Annotated in this window: 14 protein-coding genes; 7 read left to right on the top strand and 7 right to left on the bottom strand. The window is 38.0% G+C overall.

What is annotated here, in order from left to right; all coding sequences use genetic code 11:
• Positions 1-774: 774 nt before the first annotated feature.
• A complete protein-coding gene (locus PRVXH_RS02255) occupies positions 775-1,305 on the top strand; it encodes a hypothetical protein (RefSeq protein WP_353893691.1) in 531 nt (176 codons plus the stop codon).
• A gap of 77 nt (positions 1,306-1,382) precedes the next feature.
• Here the strand turns inward: PRVXH_RS02255 and PRVXH_RS02250 are convergent, their stop codons facing one another.
• Together PRVXH_RS02250 and PRVXH_RS02245 are read right to left on the bottom strand one after the other, a co-directional pair.
• Positions 1,383-2,765: a hypothetical protein gene (locus PRVXH_RS02250; protein WP_353893690.1), complete on the bottom strand. Its 1,383-nt coding sequence runs from the start codon at positions 2,763-2,765 to the stop codon at positions 1,383-1,385.
• Positions 2,766-2,855: 90 nt separating this feature from the next.
• Positions 2,856-3,662, bottom strand: a complete 807-nt coding sequence (locus PRVXH_RS02245) for a type II CAAX endopeptidase family protein (RefSeq protein WP_353893689.1) — start codon at positions 3,660-3,662, stop codon at positions 2,856-2,858.
• A gap of 329 nt (positions 3,663-3,991) precedes the next feature.
• Here PRVXH_RS02245 and PRVXH_RS02240 point away from each other — a divergent pair, with 329 nt between their 5' ends.
• Genes PRVXH_RS02240 through PRVXH_RS02230 form a run of 3 tightly spaced genes read left to right on the top strand, consistent with a single transcriptional unit; the run spans position 3,992 to position 8,045 of the window.
• Entirely contained in the window at positions 3,992-4,426 is a 435-nt protein-coding gene (locus tag PRVXH_RS02240; RefSeq protein ID WP_353893688.1) for a MarR family transcriptional regulator, read from the top strand.
• Between the two features lie 20 nt (positions 4,427-4,446).
• Positions 4,447-6,174 (top strand): ABC transporter ATP-binding protein, encoded by a 1,728-nt coding sequence (locus tag PRVXH_RS02235; protein WP_353893687.1) that lies wholly within the window; start codon positions 4,447-4,449, stop codon positions 6,172-6,174.
• Between the two features lie 32 nt (positions 6,175-6,206).
• Complete coding sequence (locus PRVXH_RS02230) at positions 6,207-8,045, top strand: ABC transporter ATP-binding protein (protein WP_353894530.1); 1,839 nt, start codon at positions 6,207-6,209, stop codon at positions 8,043-8,045.
• Between the two features lie 79 nt (positions 8,046-8,124).
• Here the strand turns inward: PRVXH_RS02230 and PRVXH_RS02225 are convergent, their stop codons facing one another.
• The 5 genes from PRVXH_RS02225 to PRVXH_RS02205 form a co-directional block, all read right to left on the bottom strand.
• Positions 8,125-9,222, bottom strand: a complete 1,098-nt coding sequence (locus tag PRVXH_RS02225) for an endospore germination permease (protein ID WP_353893686.1) — start codon at positions 9,220-9,222, stop codon at positions 8,125-8,127.
• A gap of 114 nt (positions 9,223-9,336) precedes the next feature.
• Positions 9,337-9,915, bottom strand: a complete 579-nt coding sequence (locus tag PRVXH_RS02220; RefSeq protein ID WP_353893685.1) for a class I SAM-dependent methyltransferase — start codon at positions 9,913-9,915, stop codon at positions 9,337-9,339.
• A gap of 224 nt (positions 9,916-10,139) precedes the next feature.
• Entirely contained in the window at positions 10,140-11,093 is a 954-nt protein-coding gene (locus PRVXH_RS02215) for a TraB/GumN family protein (RefSeq protein WP_353893684.1), read from the bottom strand.
• Between the two features lie 90 nt (positions 11,094-11,183).
• Positions 11,184-12,419, bottom strand: coding sequence for a M24 family metallopeptidase (locus tag PRVXH_RS02210; protein ID WP_353893683.1), 1,236 nt, complete (start codon positions 12,417-12,419; stop codon positions 11,184-11,186).
• 87 nt (positions 12,420-12,506) lie between these two features.
• Positions 12,507-12,728: a YdbC family protein gene (locus tag PRVXH_RS02205; protein ID WP_353893682.1), complete on the bottom strand. Its 222-nt coding sequence runs from the start codon at positions 12,726-12,728 to the stop codon at positions 12,507-12,509.
• A 197-nt stretch (positions 12,729-12,925) separates the two neighbouring features.
• Here PRVXH_RS02205 and PRVXH_RS02200 point away from each other — a divergent pair, with 197 nt between their 5' ends.
• From PRVXH_RS02200 to PRVXH_RS02190, 3 genes are all read left to right on the top strand, one after another.
• Positions 12,926-14,536, top strand: a complete 1,611-nt coding sequence (locus tag PRVXH_RS02200) for a sigma-70 family RNA polymerase sigma factor (RefSeq protein WP_353893681.1) — start codon at positions 12,926-12,928, stop codon at positions 14,534-14,536.
• 97 nt (positions 14,537-14,633) lie between these two features.
• The gene (locus PRVXH_RS02195) at positions 14,634-15,962 is read left to right on the top strand and encodes an MFS transporter (protein WP_353893680.1); all 1,329 of its coding nucleotides are present in this window, start codon (positions 14,634-14,636) and stop codon (positions 15,960-15,962) included.
• A gap of 1,216 nt (positions 15,963-17,178) precedes the next feature.
• A complete protein-coding gene (locus PRVXH_RS02190) occupies positions 17,179-17,442 on the top strand; it encodes a hypothetical protein (protein ID WP_353893679.1) in 264 nt (87 codons plus the stop codon).
• Positions 17,443-17,783: the final 341 nt, after the last annotated feature.

The following is a 17,783-nucleotide window of genomic DNA, read 5'->3' as shown; positions in this document are numbered from 1 at the left end:
GACCGGCCATATTCGCTGACCATTTACTGAGGGGGTACCATCTTGGTTTTGTCATTTGAAGCATCATTTTGGGTTTCAGACCCAGCATCAGTTCAGTATTTCAAATCTTTAGATCCTAGTCCCAGCATGTAGCTTATTTATACGTTTTCGTGGCCAATTAGGTTTTGTAGGGTCTGGGGTCAGCCTGTCAAAATTAACTTTCTACAGTTCAAGAAAGGTAATTTTAAAAGACCGACCCCTGCATTTGCAGTGCATGGTACAGTCCATCGGGGTCTGGACTTGATACCAGTTAGGGATTGCAGTAGCTATCCGCTTTAGACCGCGGACGTTAGGTGCGGGAGCAGGAGACTGCTCCCCTACAGTCAATTAGGGTTATCAGTGGGTGCTATCCATCTTCGGGACAGAGGGGACAGGTACGGCAGTCCCATTGGGAATCGATGGTACAGCATACCAGTCCCCCTTGTCCCTTGGCTTTGCGTTTGTTGCACGTATTTTTGGAAAAACACAGTTATAACTATTGTTTAACTATTGTTCAACTATGGTTCTGTTCACCATTCATTTGACTTCTGTTGACAAATATTGTAACTGGTGTTAGACTTTTGTGTAAATATTTGAAAAAAGGAGAGGGTATGTATTAAACAAGTTATTGATTGGGTAAAAAAGGGGTTTTTAACGTACAAAAGTAATTTTGGTTTGCTCACTCTATCCTTCGCTTTAGCGTCACTTATTCTTCTTGCCTTAACACATGCTATGGAGCTTACTGGGTTTTTCTTTTTGCCAACTATCATAATAGGCCCCATCATTTCTCTTGGTATGTGTAATGTAGCTCTTAGGGCGGCCAGAAATGAGCATTTTACAATTAGTTCTATATTTGAAACTAATGGCCAATATGGCAAAGCATTTGGTTTCTTTGCATTAGCAGTTCTCTTAATTGCGATAGGCCTTATTGCAATTGTAGCTATTGCTTTGACAATAAGCCCTTTTGTGATTTTAATTTTTGTAGCGGCTTTGCTATTGTGTATAGTCTTTTTCCTTTTTGTTTACTGGCTTTTAGCAGATACTCATGTAGACCTTGATTTTTATGACATTATTACAGACAGTATTGGTATAGCCAAAGAAAACTTCCTAAAAGTTGTCGCTATCATTATTATAACAGCGGCTTTAGATGTTTTTGCAATTATAGGGGAGGTAGCAGAGCTTTATCCTTTACTATTATTTAGGATTTTCACCATACCTATAACCTTTCTAATAGTTACTCATATGTATCTAGATTTATATCACACTGACACAGATAAAACCGTATAAAGAGAACCTTCAAGCAGTAGGAGAAGGAAGGACACATAAAAGGACAGCCAAAATCGGCTGTCCTTTTTATTTTAACCTTAAAAGGGTCCATACCCTATTAAGGTTGCTATCGTTATAGCTGTAATTCCGACCAAAGTCCAAATACCTAAAAGCGGCAAGACCCATTTTGCATAGCGCTCAAAGGGAATGTTAGCAATTGCTAAACTCGCCATTAGTGTTCCACCAGTGGGAGTAATTATGTTTGTAAATCCATCTCCATAATGGAATGCAAGCACCGCTGTTTGTCTTGTTATTCCTGCGATATCAGCAATAGGTGCCATAATTGGCATTGTTGTAGCAGCCTGCCCACTACCAGATGGAATAAGAACATTTAATATTAACTGAAAAACAAACATCCCATTTGCTGCTAACACTGTAGGAAGCGTTTGCAGTCCTAATCCTGCTGCATTAATGATGGTATCTACTATCATCCCTTGCTCTAAAACAACTAATATTCCTCTAGCAACCCCAACTACCAAAGCACCAAAGGTCAACTCCCTTGCACCTTCCACAAAGTTTGAAGCAGTCCCATTTATGCCTAACCGACCAACTAATCCAGCGACAATTCCGATAGCTAAGAAAACCCCCGCTATCTCATTTATATACCATTCTAGCTGGAATACACCATATATCATAGCTATAAATCCTAGCACAACAGCTACTAGTACTAGTGTATGCTTAGTTTCGTACTCCGGTATATTAGAGTCGTCAGCTTCGTCTGAGCTTGAAAGTTCTATATCTCGCACATAGCTTTTATCGGGATTTTTCTTAACTGCCTGGGCATACCTGTTTATATACCAAATTGTGACAATAAGTAATATCACATACCAAATCGTGCGATAAAGTAGCCCTGAAAATAGCGGCAGTTCAGCTATCTCTTGTGCAACACCTATAGTAAATGGGTTAAGCATTCCTGCTGAAAAACCCAATCTTGCGCCTATAGATACCAAAGCAAATCCCACCATAGCATCGTAGCCTAGCCTTCTACATAATAGCACAGCAATCGGAATAAAAGGTATGGTCTCCTCCGCTAATCCGAAGGTCGCACCGCCTATAGAAAACAGTAGTATCAAGGCAGGAAACAATAATCTCTCTCTTCCTTGCATCTTATCAACGGCAAGTCCTAACCCCGCGTCTATCGAGCCAGTGCCTCGAATTATGCCAAATGCGCCACCAACTATAAAGATAAACGCCACTATGTTTGCCGCATCTACTAACCCAAGCTGCACTGCCTGCAAAGTATCAAATACTCCAACAGGATCAGCTTCTACATATTGAAAAGATTCTGGATCAACCACAGTTCTTCCGGTTTCTGGGTCCTCCACCCTCTGGTATTCACCAGCTGGAACAATATGGGTAAGCACCGCAGCAAAAATGATTACCATAAAGAGCAGTGCATAAACATGAGGTATCTTTTTCAACTAACTCCACTCCTTCCGAAAATACTATACAAACAGTATTCCCGAAAAAAGAAAAGTGAATACACCTTAAAATTTGTTAGCTGATTTTTATTATTTAAGCGTCATCTTTTTATTAAAGTTTATATAATGAACTCTTCTTTTTAAAAGTAGTACAGTCCCTAAAAATAGTATCAAAGCCCCTTGGGCGATGTTGGGTAAAGTTTCGTTCATCGGTACAGACAAACCTACTGCCATTGTAGCGTTAATGGAAGCATGAAACAAAACACAAAGTAAAACACTTTTTGTCTTATCATAAAGCCAGGTTAAAAACGAACTAAAGCCGATGGCAGTTAGCGTATATGCCAAGAAAGAATTACCAAAGTGATTAGATCCTTGAATATAAAAAAGTGGCAAGTGCCACAACGCCCAAACTACCCCTATTATTAGATTAATTAGGAAAATATTTTTACAAACTTTAAAAAGCTCTGGCTGTAAAACCCCACGCCACCCTAACTCCTCTATCCCGCCAAAAATTATCGCTGAAGCTATGCTGGGAATAAAAAAATAAAGCGGACCTATAGGATTGTTAATAAAAAATTCCCTGTCTATTATAAATGCCATGCTAATCCCTAAAACCCCTAAAAGTACAGGTACTAGAAAAGCAAATAGAAAGTATTTGTAATTAACCTCTATTTTTAACACTTTAGAGTGAAACTCTTTTAAATCCTTTTTGTCAGTGGCTAAAATGGCAACATAAGCCCCTATGGTAGGTCCAATGCCCCCCATAAATAATAACAAAATACTTAGCGCACTTTCAAAGCTAGTTATATCGTGGTGGGTTAATAGCGCCAACAGCCACCAAAACCCCCATGTCAAAACAAAAGTAAAGCTTATAAAAATAATTGCTCTTTTGAACATACTCCCCCTCCTCGCCTAACTAATTATTTACCATTAAATCATATATACGTTGACTATCTCACAATCTAGAACCATTAAAATCAACGCCTACACTTTCCTATTTCTTAAATCACCTTGCGATACAGTTTGATGGTCTGTTGACTTCATATATTGTTAATATGTAATTCTATAGTGCATCAGGTATTTCCTCTTAACAAGACTACATCAAATTACTCCTTCGATAATTTGATTAAATTTTCACAAAAATATTGACAAATCATCTTCGTTTACCGTATAATTAAGTAACTTAATAATTAACTAGGTTAAATATATAAATTGGAGGTAATCTTATGGAATCCAGTAATGATGTTGCATATAAGCTTATGCAAGCCTTCATGCAGCTTAATCGACAGCGTCTCCACGCTACACCAATAGCAGAAATGAGGCATAGCGAATTAGTGGTGCTTCGCAATATTTCTAGATTAGATAATGGTCAGGGAGTTATGGTGTCTGAGCTTAGCGCTCTTTTAAAGGTATCTGCTCCTTCCATTACGCAGACTGTTAACAGCTTAGTAAAAAAAGAGCTAGTCAGACGTTGTGCTGACTCCGCTGACCGCAGGGCGGTAAGACTTTTTCTAACCGATAGCGGTGTTGAAAAACTAGAAGCTGCCTTTTTAGAGTTTAAATCTCAGTTTCAAGGACTTGTTAATCATATGGGCAAAAGCAGAAGTCAAGAGCTTATCGCCTTGCTAGAAGAGGCGTATGAATACTTCGAAAGTAATTAGATGATGAAGGGAGTTTACCTATGCTTAAGTTAATAAAGTTTTTAAAACCTTACCGGCTTATAATTTGTGCCATAGTACTGTTGGTTTTTATACAATCTTTATCTCAATTGTTTTTGCCTGGGCTAATGGCAGACATAGTGGATAATGGGATTGTAAGTGGTGACATAAATTATATCTTCAATGTGGGGCTTGTCATGATTTTAGTAACCTTAGGCGGAACCATATGTGCAATTGGAGCTAGTTTTTTAGCTTCCAAAACCGCTATTGGTTTTGGAAAGCAAGTTCGCAGTAGTTTATTTACCCACATTCAAAGTTTTTCTCTTAATGAGTATGATAAGTTTGGAGCTGCTTCTTTAATCACCAGGACCACTAACGACATCGTTCAGGTACAAATGGTTGTTCTTATGATGCTTAGAATGATGTTCACAGCCCCTCTGATGATGATTGGCGGCATTATAATGGCGGTTTCAAGAGACCCCCAGCTATCTATGGTAGTTTTTATAGTAATGCCTCTCCTTGTTTTAACAATCACAGTCATAGCAAAAAAAGGGCTGCCGCTATTTAAGGCTGTTCAAACAAAACTAGATAAACTTAACCGAGTTATGCGGGAAAACTTAACCGGCATCCGAGTGATCCGAGCATTTAATCGGATTGACCATGAACAAAACCGCTTTGATGTGGCCAACAAGGATTTAACTAACACCGCCATAAAAGTCAACAAACTAATGGCAGTTGCCATGCCGTTAATGACCTTGCTATTAAACCTTACCGCAGTAGCAACAATATGGTATGGCAGCTTCAGAGTCGATGCCGGCAGTATGCAAGTTGGAGATTTGATGGCATTTCTACAGTATATAATGTTTATCATGTTTTCGTTAATGATGGTATCCATGATGTTTGTTATGATTCCTAGGGCTATGGTCTCTGCAGATAGGGTTTCTAAAGTTTTAGAGGTTGAGCCAAAGATTAAAGATCCAGAAACTAAAAACAATCCAAAGAAGAAAAAAGGTCATATTGAATTTAAAAATGTCAGCTTCTATTATCCTGGGGCTGAAAAACCGGCTCTCAGCAACATCTCCTTTAGCGCAAAACCCGGTGAGGTGACTGCAATTATAGGAAGCACCGGCTCAGGTAAATCAACTTTAGTAAATCTAATGCCGCGCTTTTATGATGTTACTTGCGGAGATATTTTAATAAATGACGTCAGCATAAAAGATTTTTCTCAAAAACACCTGCGGGAGAAAATAGGTTACGTGCCCCAAAAAGCTTTGCTTTTTTCCGGAACTATTTCAGATAACATACGCTACGGTAAAGACAATGCCAGCGATGAAGAGGTACGCCATGCTGCTGAAACGGCGCAAGCTTTAGAGTTTATTTCTGATATGAAAGATGGATTTGAATCTGAAATAAACCAAGGAGGAGTAAACCTCTCCGGCGGACAGAAACAACGCCTTTCCATAGCGCGGGCTTTAATAAGAAAACCAGAGATTTATATATTTGATGATAGCTTTTCCGCATTAGATTTTAAGACTGATGCCCAGTTGCGCAAGGCGCTAAAATCTGAAACTAAAGATTCAACTCTTTTAATTGTTGGCCAAAGGGTGAGCAGTATAATGGATGCAGATAGAATAATCGTACTTGACCAAGGTAAGATAGCAGGAATGGGAACTCATAAAGAGCTTATGGAAAGCAGCGAGGTCTATCAACAAATTGTATTCTCTCAGCTTTCTAAGGAGGAGATCGCATGAGCCAAGAAAAGAATAAAAGACCACCAAAAGTGATGGGCGGGGGCAGGTTTGCTGGGGCTATGTCTCCATCTGAAAAACCCAAAGATTTTAAGGGCACTTTATTACGACTGACAAGCTACCTTAAGCCAAAGAAAGTTCAGCTTATTATTGTGCTAGTTATGTCTATCCTTAGCACAGCTTTCATGATTGTTTCTCCTAAGATTATGGGTTTAGCTACAACTAGACTATTTGATGGGGTGATGGAGCGAGTTCAAGGCAACCCAGAGGCCGCCATTGATTTTGATTACATTTTTAATATTTTGCTAGCGTTAGTAGGGTTATATATTTTTAGCTTTATATTTGGATTTGCTAAACAGTATATAATGGCTGATGTTGCTCAAAAGACAGTTTACCAGATGCGAAAAGAAGTAAAAGGCAAGCTTTCAAAGCTTCCCCTTAAGTTTTTTGACTCTAAAAGCCATGGCGAAATTCTTAGCCGCGTCACCAACGATGTTGATACAATCAGCCAAACACTACAGCAAAGCTTAACCCAGCTTATAACCGCAGTTGTTACATTAGTGGGTATCCTTGTTATGATGATAGTGATAAGTCCGTTAATGACATTAGTATGTTTATTTATTCTACCTGCTTCTTTCTATGTAACAAAGAAAATAACAACTCGCTCGCGAAAATACTTTGCCGGTCAGCAGAAAAAACTAGGGGAATTAAATGGCCATGTTGAAGAAATGTTTACAGGCCATAAAATAGTCAAAGCCTTTGGACGAGAAAAAGAGGCTATCGAGCAATTTGAAGATGTAAACGATAAGCTTTATGATTCTGCATGGAAGGCTCAGTTTATGTCGGGACTTTTGATGCCACTTATGACTTTCATCAACAATATTGGATATGTAATTGTCTGTGTAGCCGGGGGAGTGTTTGTAACTTCTGGTATGCTCCCTATAGGTGATGTCCAGGCCCTTATCCAGTACTCCAAGCAGTTCACCCAGCCAATATCACAAACGGCCAGCATCGCTAACATTCTTCAATCAACCATTGCTGCTGCAGAAAGAGTTTTTGAGTTATTAGATGAAAGCGAAGAACCTAAAGAAGATGTTAATGCAGTTCAGATTCCAAATCCTAAAGGTGAAGTATCTTTTGAAAAAGTGGAGTTTGGATATAAAAAGGATGAGGTTTTATTTGATGATATGAACATTCAAGTTAAACAAGGTGAAACCATAGCCATCGTGGGTCCAACAGGAGCTGGCAAAACAACTTTGGTTAACCTTCTAATGCGTTTTTACGATATTAACAGCGGTAAAATAACCGTCGATGGCCACGATATTCAACAGCTAAAACGAGGAGATTTGCGAAAAATTTTCGGCATGGTACTACAAGACACATGGCTGTTTAACGGAACTATTCGAGATAACATTGCCTATGGTCGCTTAGATGCCACAGAAGAGGATATTATTCAAGCTGCAAAAGCTGCTCATGCCGACCACTTTATACGCACCCTTCCAGATGGCTATGACACTGTGTTAAATGAAGAAGCTTCAAATATCTCTCAAGGTCAAAAACAGCTAATCACTATTGCCCGTGCAGTATTAGCAGACCCCACAATCCTAATTCTAGATGAAGCTACCAGCAGCGTTGATACCCGAACAGAAGAAATTATCCAAAAAGCTATGTCCCAGCTAATGAAGGGCAGAACTAGCTTCGTAATCGCCCACAGACTGTCCACCATACGCAACGCAGATATGATTTTAGTTATGAAAGAAGGGAAAGTAATAGAAAAAGGTACCCACCAAGAACTAATGGATCAAGAAAGCTTCTACAGAGGTCTTTACAACAGCCAATTTACAGGATCAGAATTAGTAAGCCGAGCTGGTTAAAAACTCACCAGAACTTACAACAAACAAAACTAAAAGGCGCTGTAAATATTGCCACGGCAATATTTACAGCGCCTTTTATCTATTTATCCAGTTCACCTGGCAAACCTCTAAGTTTAGCTATAACAACCAACATTATCGGCAAAATTATAGCAAATAAACCTCCCCACAAGCTTACTATGCTAGTTATCTGCTCTAATTCGGTTATATTTTCCGGATAAATAACAAATAGAAAAACAACTATTATACATATTGCTATCCAGATGTTATCATAATCTTTTTTGGTGACAGAGGTTAAAGAAAACACACTGCCGAATGTAAGAATCCCTGCTCCCACTGTGATCTGCGCAGACCAAAAGTACAGAAAAAAAGTATCCACTCTTTCAAGTACAGGTAGTCCAATAATTTTAAGAACTTCTACAAAAGGCCAATAAAACATCTCTACCTGTTCAACCCCCATTACAAAAAGGCTTGTAAAAAAAATTGCTGTATAAATTATGCCAACAATAATTATACCTAAGTAAGTAACTCTATATGGTGCATCTTTATTTTCAAGATAAGGATAAAAAACTAACACAACTAACTCTATAGTACTAAATGCAAAATATGCAGTAGGCAACGCTAAAAACGGCTCTGTAAAACCTTGCTCGAAAACCGGCAACATATGTATAACTTCTCCTTGTAGAATGGGAGAAACTAGCATAACAATAAGAGGTACCGTTAACATAAAAATCACCTCAGAAATCTTTGCAACAGTACCTAACCCACATTTAACCATATAAGCTATAACCAAGGTCGGGGTTATGGCAATTACCCATATCGGAGTAGTGATATCTAAATAAACTGAGCTAACCTCTAAGGAAGATCTAACTACTATACCAGCCACCGCCAAATAATATACCACAAAAACTATCATCACTAATGTACCTATCCATTTGCCCAAAACTAGTTTGATAGACTCAGCTAAAGTCATCTTGGGAAACAACCTAGCATAATACATGCATATGGACATATATATCAAGATAAGTAAAGTAGCAGCTATGATTGTAATCCAACCATCTCTCCCTGTCTCTGTAACTAGCTCGCGAGGTAAAGTAGTTATGGCAACGCCCACTAATATTCCAACTATCATAGCTATCCATTGCATTTGAGTTATGCTCTTGCCACTTTGGTTGCTCATCACCGGCTCACCCTTCATATCTAACCTTATATTTTCTTAGTTTTACCTTAAACAAAAAAAATACTACCGAGGTAGTATCTCTAGTTCAACTAGTTCAAACAAAAGGGTAGGCCGCTACCTATCTACGTAAACTCCTTGATAAGCAGACCTTTTTACACTATGACTTGCTTCTTTTAAATTAGCATTATTTAAGATAAGTTGTATCTCCTTAATTTCCATGCCATGTGAGGGTTCGATAGGCTCCTGGATTAAAAGCTTTCCTCCTTGCTTTAACTTTTTGACCAAATTCATAATAACCTCTTGCCTTTGAGCTGGAGTGATGTCATGTAAAACGGCGTTTATAGTGATTACGTCAAAGTATCCTTTGGGGATATCTTTGTTTTTAATATCTCCAACATAAAACTTTACGTTTTTAAATTTATTAAGTCTCTTTTTAGCCTTATTAGTCCAATAAGTCGAAGTATCTACACACCATAACTCGCCCCGGTAAGGCAATCTTTTTGCAAGTTCTCTAGCACCTAAACCTCCTCCTGAACCAAAATCTAAAACTTTTTCATCCCCTTTTAAATTGAAAGTATCATAGTATTTGCCATAAATAAATGGGGCTAAAAGGTTCATCAAGGTACTGTCTAATATGATATGCAAAAAACTAGGTTTTTCAAAATCATAGTCCTTGAATTCATAGTTACTCATAATCTACTCCTCCCTTATGATATCGACATCGCAAAAAACGGTATAAATCCACTTCCTACATACTCCAATTTTATAAGGTCTTTTGCAATCATCTAGATACTAACATATAATATGCTTGCCTTTATACTTGTATTAATAATGCTGACAAAATTATCTTAGATAGCAAATATATATTTCTATATGTTAAAAGCCGAGAGCTCTTATGCACTCGGCTTAACTTTTCTTTAGTTAGCTATATCCACTTGATATCCTCTTTCTGAAAGCTGCTCCACAATGCTGTTTTCGCCGGCAAGGTGCAATGAACCTACAACAACAAAATATGTATTACCGCTATCACTTTCTAATAACTCCTCGATGGCATCTGACATTTGTTCATCCCTGCCGTCTAAAAAGGCATTTTGAAACTCTTTATATGATTCAGTAGGGTAGTCTTGCATCATTTCATCTCTTGCCTGTGCAAATGCTTCCACATCCCCTTCTTGCCAGTACCTAATTAGCTCCTCTAGCTCTTCTTCTGACTCATCCACTTCATCTAAGGAGCTTTGTAAATAAATTGCTTGTGATTCATCAGATAATAAACTAAATGGATACAGCTGACTTGCTACAGTTTCTAGTCCAATTACTTCCATGTCCGCTGCCTGCTCTATAAAATAAGTTTCCACCCCATAATCAGAGCTCACCCCCGCTTGTTGTGCCATAACTTCTGATAACAACATAGCGCCGTACCATGGCTGAAACTGGTTTAAAACATCCTTTGTCATTCCAAAAGGTTTGACCAGCTCATATAGTTTTAAAAAGTCCTCTTCTGGCACAATGTCGGTCATAGATCTGCCGTCGTTAAAGACTGCTAACTCAACCATTTCTAGCCCAAGCTCAAACTCCGATACATTTACCATATCTAGCTCCATAGCCAAAACATCCGACTGAGTAAAAGCTTCCTCAACAGCATCATCTAACGGATACATTTCTTCATGGCCCATATGAACCGAACCAAATAAGTAAACTTGGTTTTCTCCTCCTGCAACCTCATAAAAAATCCCCTTAGATAATTGCTGGATTTCTTCGTTAGGTTGTTCGGCGTTTTCTACCTGTTGAGTTTCCTCCTTGTCTGCTCCACATGCTACTAAAGTCAATAGCATAACAATTAAAACAAAAACACTAAAAATTTTCCTAATCATACTGCTCCCCCTTACCAAATTCCCCTTCTTTTTAAAATCATGCAGGCAAAAAGAAGGGGCTAAGTTTTATAATATTATTTTTTCTTAATTTTAGACCAAGTGCAACTTTGATTGCCTTCCACCTAGATACTTTACTTCTCCAGCTGAAAAAGCCACAGTTTGCTCTAGCGGGATTGTAATTTCTTGTTGCCATTTTGTTAAGTATGTAACTACATTTAATTCTAAGGCATAGCAGGTATTGCTGTATAGTGGGTATTCTCCCGCCCCTGCCACTTTATCTTGTTTTTCATAAAGCCCTATTGTTGGGCCAGACCCATGGCCATGAAAACCAATAGGATGGGTATAAACTCTTGCTTTAAGTCCAGCTTGACAAGCTTCCTCTAAAGCATTAGCTAATATTTCGTTTCCTGTTCTGCCTGTAATAAACTCATTAGCAGTTATATCTTGAAGCTTATTCCCTTCCGCCAAAGCTTCTTCAAATTCCGATGGTGCCTCTTCCTCACCAGGCCTTCTAACATATGCTAGCTGCTGGGTATCTGTAGATAAACCCAAGTAATGCAGTCCTACATCACAATGGAGCAAGTCTCCACCTCTAATTACTGTATCAAACAGCGGTTTTTCTTCTCCTTGGCGCTGAACATCTACCGTTGGTTGGAACCATGCCCTAAGACCAAGATCGTGGATTCGCTGACGTATCCACCAAACTACATCTAAGGTTGTAGTTTGCCCTGGCACAATAACCTTGCTAGAAAAAGCCTCTGCAATTATATCATGGGCAATTCGATTAATTACGTGATAGGCTTCTAGCTCCTCTGGTATACGCTGCTCCAGCCAACCCACTGCTACTTTTTCCGCAGATATAACGTTAACGTCTAAACCTTTTAAAGCATCTAGTAAATTCTTGTGGTCAGTACTGCTCAAACCATCTGCCCCAGCAAATGTTTCGGAGATATTAACACCTATGGTTTTGGGATTTCTCTTTTTAACCACATTTCTTAAAAACAACCATTGGTCATCTTGCTTGTTCTGCCTTATGGAGTTATAAACTAAGTCCATTTCAGAGCCCGCAGGACCAAGATTCAACCTTTCAATAGTGCCATCTTCATTGCGGCTAAAAACTAATATAGTTCGGCGTCTTGCTGATAAAGCAGGAGCGGGTATCAGAGTAGACAAAATCTGATCTTCATTATTTTCCCGCGCTATCACTATCCACATATCAAGCTCTGCCCTCTCCATTAGCTCAGGCAGAATAGTTTTCATCCGAATGTTAAGCCAACGGTTAAGAGTTTCCCCCTGTTGCCTTAAAGACAATATTCTTTGCCTCAAATCTATCAGCTCCTCTCACTTATACACTTCGCTAAACTAAAGCAAAACTCCTCCAAAAATAACCAACTAAGCGAGAGTATAAAAGCACTACAGTTCCATTTCATTTAAGATATCCCGAAGACTTATAAGCTCATCTTTGGATAATGTTATGCCTTTTCCCATTTTTTCATGTCCTGGAGCCCAATCTCTCAAATCATACTTTGGCTCTCTCCCATTCCAGCTTATTAGGTTTAACTCCTTTGTCCATCCTTTAGGAGACTGAGATACCTCACCAAGCTGTTTTACTATATCATACTTAAAACTAGACATATTTTTTCCTCCCATATATGTATTCAAATTATATTTTACCATTATTATGGTTTGCTGTCTTATCTCCTTTAAAATTTCAACCATCTTTATAACAAATATTTAACCTTTGTTAACATAACTTATGCAGGGAATACTCTCTCTAAAACAGAATAAACTTTAAGGTGTTAAAATAGTTTTTTAGGTCCGGGGTGATTACGATGAACAAAGATGTAGCCGAAGAAAAAATAAGCAGCTTAGCTGATACCATATTTGCTTTTTCGCTAAAAAGGACTAACAACTGGCATGAGGCTGAGGACTTGTCCCAAGAAATTATAGTAAATTTGTATAGCTCTCTCCCCTCATTAAAAGACCCTAACCGGTTTTATGGCTGGATGTGGGCCGTAGCAAATAATGTATACAAAGGCTTTCTTAGAACACGTGAAAAGAATAAAACAGTCCCTTTGTATGATAGCTCCTCCTCCCCTAAGGTGGAGGACTGGGAAATCGATTATCTTCATAAAGAAGAAATTGGCCTTTTAAATAGGGAACTATCAGTATTATCGGGACTATATAGAGAAGCAATGGTGCTATACTATCTTGAAGATTATAGCTGTGAGGATATTGCCAAAAAGCTAAACATTAGCATAAACATGGTAAAACAATACTTGTTTAAATCTAGAAAGAAAGTGAAGGATGGGATGACTATGATTCGGCAAACAGGCGAGAAAAGCTTTAATCCCCAAAAATTTAGCATATATTATTGGGGAAACCAAGGTAACTACTGCGCTGACCTTTTTAAAAGAAAATTACCTGGCAACATCATGCTAGAACTATATAATCAGCCTATCACTTTAGAGCAGCTAAGTGTTGAACTTGGAGTATCCGCAGTGTATTTAGAGGATGAATTAAAGATCCTATATGATCATGGACTAGTTAAAAAAGTTAAAAATCATAGATTTCAGTCTAACATCGCTATATTCACCAAGCAGTTTGAAACAGAGTTGTCTAAAAAAACCGATGATGTATATACCGAAATAGCTGAGAGTTTACATTCTTTCATCAAACAAAATGAAAGCAAAATTAAAAGCATTGGATTTTACGGAAATAATATTGACCTTAATCAGCTAACATGGCAACTAGCTACCCACTGTCTCACAGAGGCTAGCATATATAGATTCTTATCAGATTATCTTAAGATGGTTAAAATGCCTCTTTTAAGCACTGGAAACCGCGGATTCCTATGGGGTTTGGAGCAGTATTTTCAAGATAATAAGTTTAACCCAGGTCTGGGAAACTACTCAGATAGCGTTGGAACAATTCGTTTTGTAGATTTTGCGCTATACCCCTTTTCCATTAAGTTATGGGATAAAAGCTTAGCTAAGCAGTTAACAGCTATCGTTAATAATAACAGCTATGCACCAACGGAAGATGAAAAAGAGAAGTTAGTGGAGCTAGTCCAACAGGGGCTTGTTAAACCCTCAAACGGTGAGCTTAAGCCTAATTTCCCAATCTTTACGCAAACGCAGTACCAAAAACTTTCAAACATTTTAAGTCCAATGCTAGAAAACTTGGATAAAATTTTGAACATCCATCAAGAAACAATTGAAAAAACTCTTAAAGATTTCGTTCCTGCACATCTAAAAAGTCAATTAAGACCTTTATCAGCCTTAAAGGCTGCAGAAGACTTTATCAGAAAACCTATGGAAATTTTATATAACAGGGGGTGCATTTATTACCCGGAAAATTCCAAAGAAATGCTGTCGATTTTAATGATATTAAATGAAAAAACCTATAAAAACAAAATCAACCAAAATAAAGCGGGCTGTTGATGCAGAAAATATTTTTTTATAAATTTTCAAAAGTTAGATAACCAATGTTCCTCTTTTGACACTATATTAGTAGAAGTGATAAAAGGAGGAGTTTAACATGAGTACAACAGCAACAGCAGTTAGCCCGGAATTAAACATTGACGAAAAAAAGGCTAACAAAATTGTAAAAACAAACATCGCCCTGCTGATTGCGGGCAAGCTAGTTTCATTGTTAGGAAGCAGCATCTATAGTTTTGCTATGAGTCTTTACATTTTACAGGTAACAGGTTCAGGGTTAAGTTTTTCGTTAAATTTAGCAATCTCTACTGTGCCCAGAGTAGTTTTTGGCGCAGTTTCTGGGGTGGTAGCTGATCGCTTTGATAGAAAGAAACTAGTGGTGAGTCTGGATATCTTGTCAGGGTTTATAATGATGGTTTTATTGGCTGTAGGTTTGATTGGTGAGTTAAGATTAGTCTATATTTATATAGCTACATTTTTATTGTCAACTTGTAGTACATTTTTTAACACCCCACTGACAGCCTCTATCCCTAATATAGTAGATGATAAAAATCTAACTAGAGCTAATTCTTTAAGTCAGTCTGCTGACTCCATAGCTACAATTGCCGGACCTTTCATTGGTGGGTTTATTTTTGCATTAGTTAACATCCACCTATTTTTGCTCATAAACGGATTGTCATTTATCTTCTCGGGCATATCTGAAAGTTTTATCGACTTTAATTTAAGGGATAAGCTTTGCGGTAAAAAGGAAAAAACAAGTGATGTACCTAAAGAGCGTGCATCAGATAAACTTAAAAAAACTTTTATTGTAGATTTAGTTGATGGGGTAAAATATATGATTAGCCAAAAATGGCTCATTGTATTCGGTCTTTTTGTAGTATTTTTCAACTTGTTTATAATGATAGGTCTAACCGTTCCTATTCCGTACATGGCAAACCAAGTTTGGGGCTTTACTCCACAACAATATGGGATTTTAAGTATGATGTTTCCCGCCGGTATGCTACTAGGTTCTCTTATACTTGCCCAGCTTCCCCAAGCAAAAAGTAACTACAGAAGAATTATGAGCTGTATTTTAACCTTTTCGGTAATGATTTTGCTAGCAGGTATAGTTGCATCGGATCTAATAATGCTTTCAAACGTTCAGTACCTTATAGTTCTTACATTTTTATATTTGGCGATGGCGGTTTCATCTATATTTATTAATGTGCCAGTAACGGTTACCATGCAAAAGCTTGTGCCTAACGATAAGCTAGGAAGAGTGTATGGCGCTTTAGGAACTTTGGCGATAGGATTATCACCAATTGGAGCGGTGGTTGCCGGGGCGTTGGTGGACTTGGTTAGTCCATGGATATTACCGTTTTCTTGTGGGGTTATCATGGTTGTTTTGACTTTTTTTATGAGTAAGATAAAAGAGATTAAATCCCTCTAGTCAGGGCGCTAATAAGGCCCCATCTTCTTTGTTGCTTCAAAAACCTCAGCTAGTCACGTATTATTTATACGCTCCGGCGCTGAGGTTTTTTCGCGCCGCGAATCTGGAACCTTCTTAGCGCCCTGACCCAGTTTGGGTTTTAAACCTTAGTAAAAAAAAGCTTTGGTTAGAGATAAAACCTACTTCTTTTTAATAATAAGACCCAAGCTCCTTAGTTAATTCAAAACCTACAGTTTACCACGTATTAACTATACGCTCCGGCGCTGAGGTTTTTTTGCGCCGCGAATCTGAGACCTTCTTAGCGCCCTGACCCAGTTTGGGTCTAATACATTAATAAAAATAAATTGATAAAACCTACTTCTTTTTAATAATAAGACCAAACTCCTTAGTTAATTCACAACCTACAGTTTGCCTCGTGTTAGTTATACGCTCCGGTGCTGAGGTTTTTTTGCGCCGCGAATCTGGGACCTTCTTAGCGCCCTGACCCAGTTTGGGTCTTGAAACCTAAAAATAATTGCTTTGGGTTAGAGATAAAACATATTTCTTTTAATAATAAAACCCAAACTCCTTGGTTAGTTCAAAACCTACAGTTTGCCACGTGTTAGTTATACGCTCCGGGGCTGTGGTTTTTATGTGCCGAGAATCTAAAACCTCCTTAGCGACCTGACCCAGTTTGGGGCTTAATACCCTTAATAAAAATAAATTCTTTGGTAAAGATAAAACCTACTTCTTTTTAATAATAAAACCCAAACTGCTTGGTTAATTCAAAACCTACAGTTTGCCACGTGTTAGTTATACGCTCCAGCGCTGTGTTTTTTGTGCTGGGAATCTGGAGCCTTCTTCGCGCCCTGACCCATTTGGGGCTTAATATCCTTAATAAAAATAAATTCTTTGGTAAAGATAAAACCTACTTCTTTTTAATAATAAAACCCAAACTGCTTGGTTAATTCAAAACCTACAGTTTGCCTCGTGTTAGTTATACGCTCCGGCGCTGTGTTTTTTTGTGCTGGGAATCTGGAGCCTTCTTCGCGCCCTGACCCAGTTTGGGGCTTAATATTTTTTAATAGGCGTTTTTATAACTGTTGTTTTTTTAAAAAGAGGTTGAAATTTCAAAATAATTATGATAGTGTCTAATTTAATTAGTAAAGTCAAACTTCAATCAGTGGGGGCTTACAGCCAGTTAACCTGCGGTAAAACTTGATTATAGGGGGATTTAATGAAAAAATCTGGGGTTTTTAAAGAGGTAATTAGATTTATTATTTTTCTTATGGTGGCGACATTTGTTCAAGAGATAGGGGTAAGTTTGGGTATAGAGAAGTTTAATCATCGACATCTTCATGATGGCTTCAGCTTACCAGCCTTTTTTTTAGACTTAATTAAGTTTACCATTGCCTATTCGATAGTTCATATTCCTAACTATCTTAAAAAGGAGAAAGAGAAAGGCAATGATTTTTCGTTTTTAAGAAGAGATAGTAAGTAGAAATGGGATTAAGAGAAAGAATTAGTTAGTCAGCTGAAGGAAGCTATGTATTTTTGACCGTACAGAACAGTATTTTTAATTGAGGCTGGGACATATATAGCCAAGACAAATTAGGAAACGGTTCTTATCATCGACTTTTGATGATTGGAACCGTTTTTTGCTGAATAAAACCACAGGGGTTTATACCTGCTGTATTTACCCTGAGATGGTCAGCGAATATGGCAGGTTTAAATAGGTCAGTTCAGGATTGACTGTAGGGGAGCAGTTTCTGCTCCCGCACCTTAACGTCCGCGGTCTGTTTATGGTAAAGTAAAAATACAATAAATGGCCGTCAAAAATAC

Source organism: Proteinivorax hydrogeniformans, assembly GCF_040515995.1.
In the GTDB taxonomy this organism is placed as follows: domain Bacteria; phylum Bacillota; class Proteinivoracia; order Proteinivoracales; family Proteinivoracaceae; genus Proteinivorax; species Proteinivorax hydrogeniformans.
This window is presented reverse-complemented; position numbering and strand designations above follow the sequence as displayed.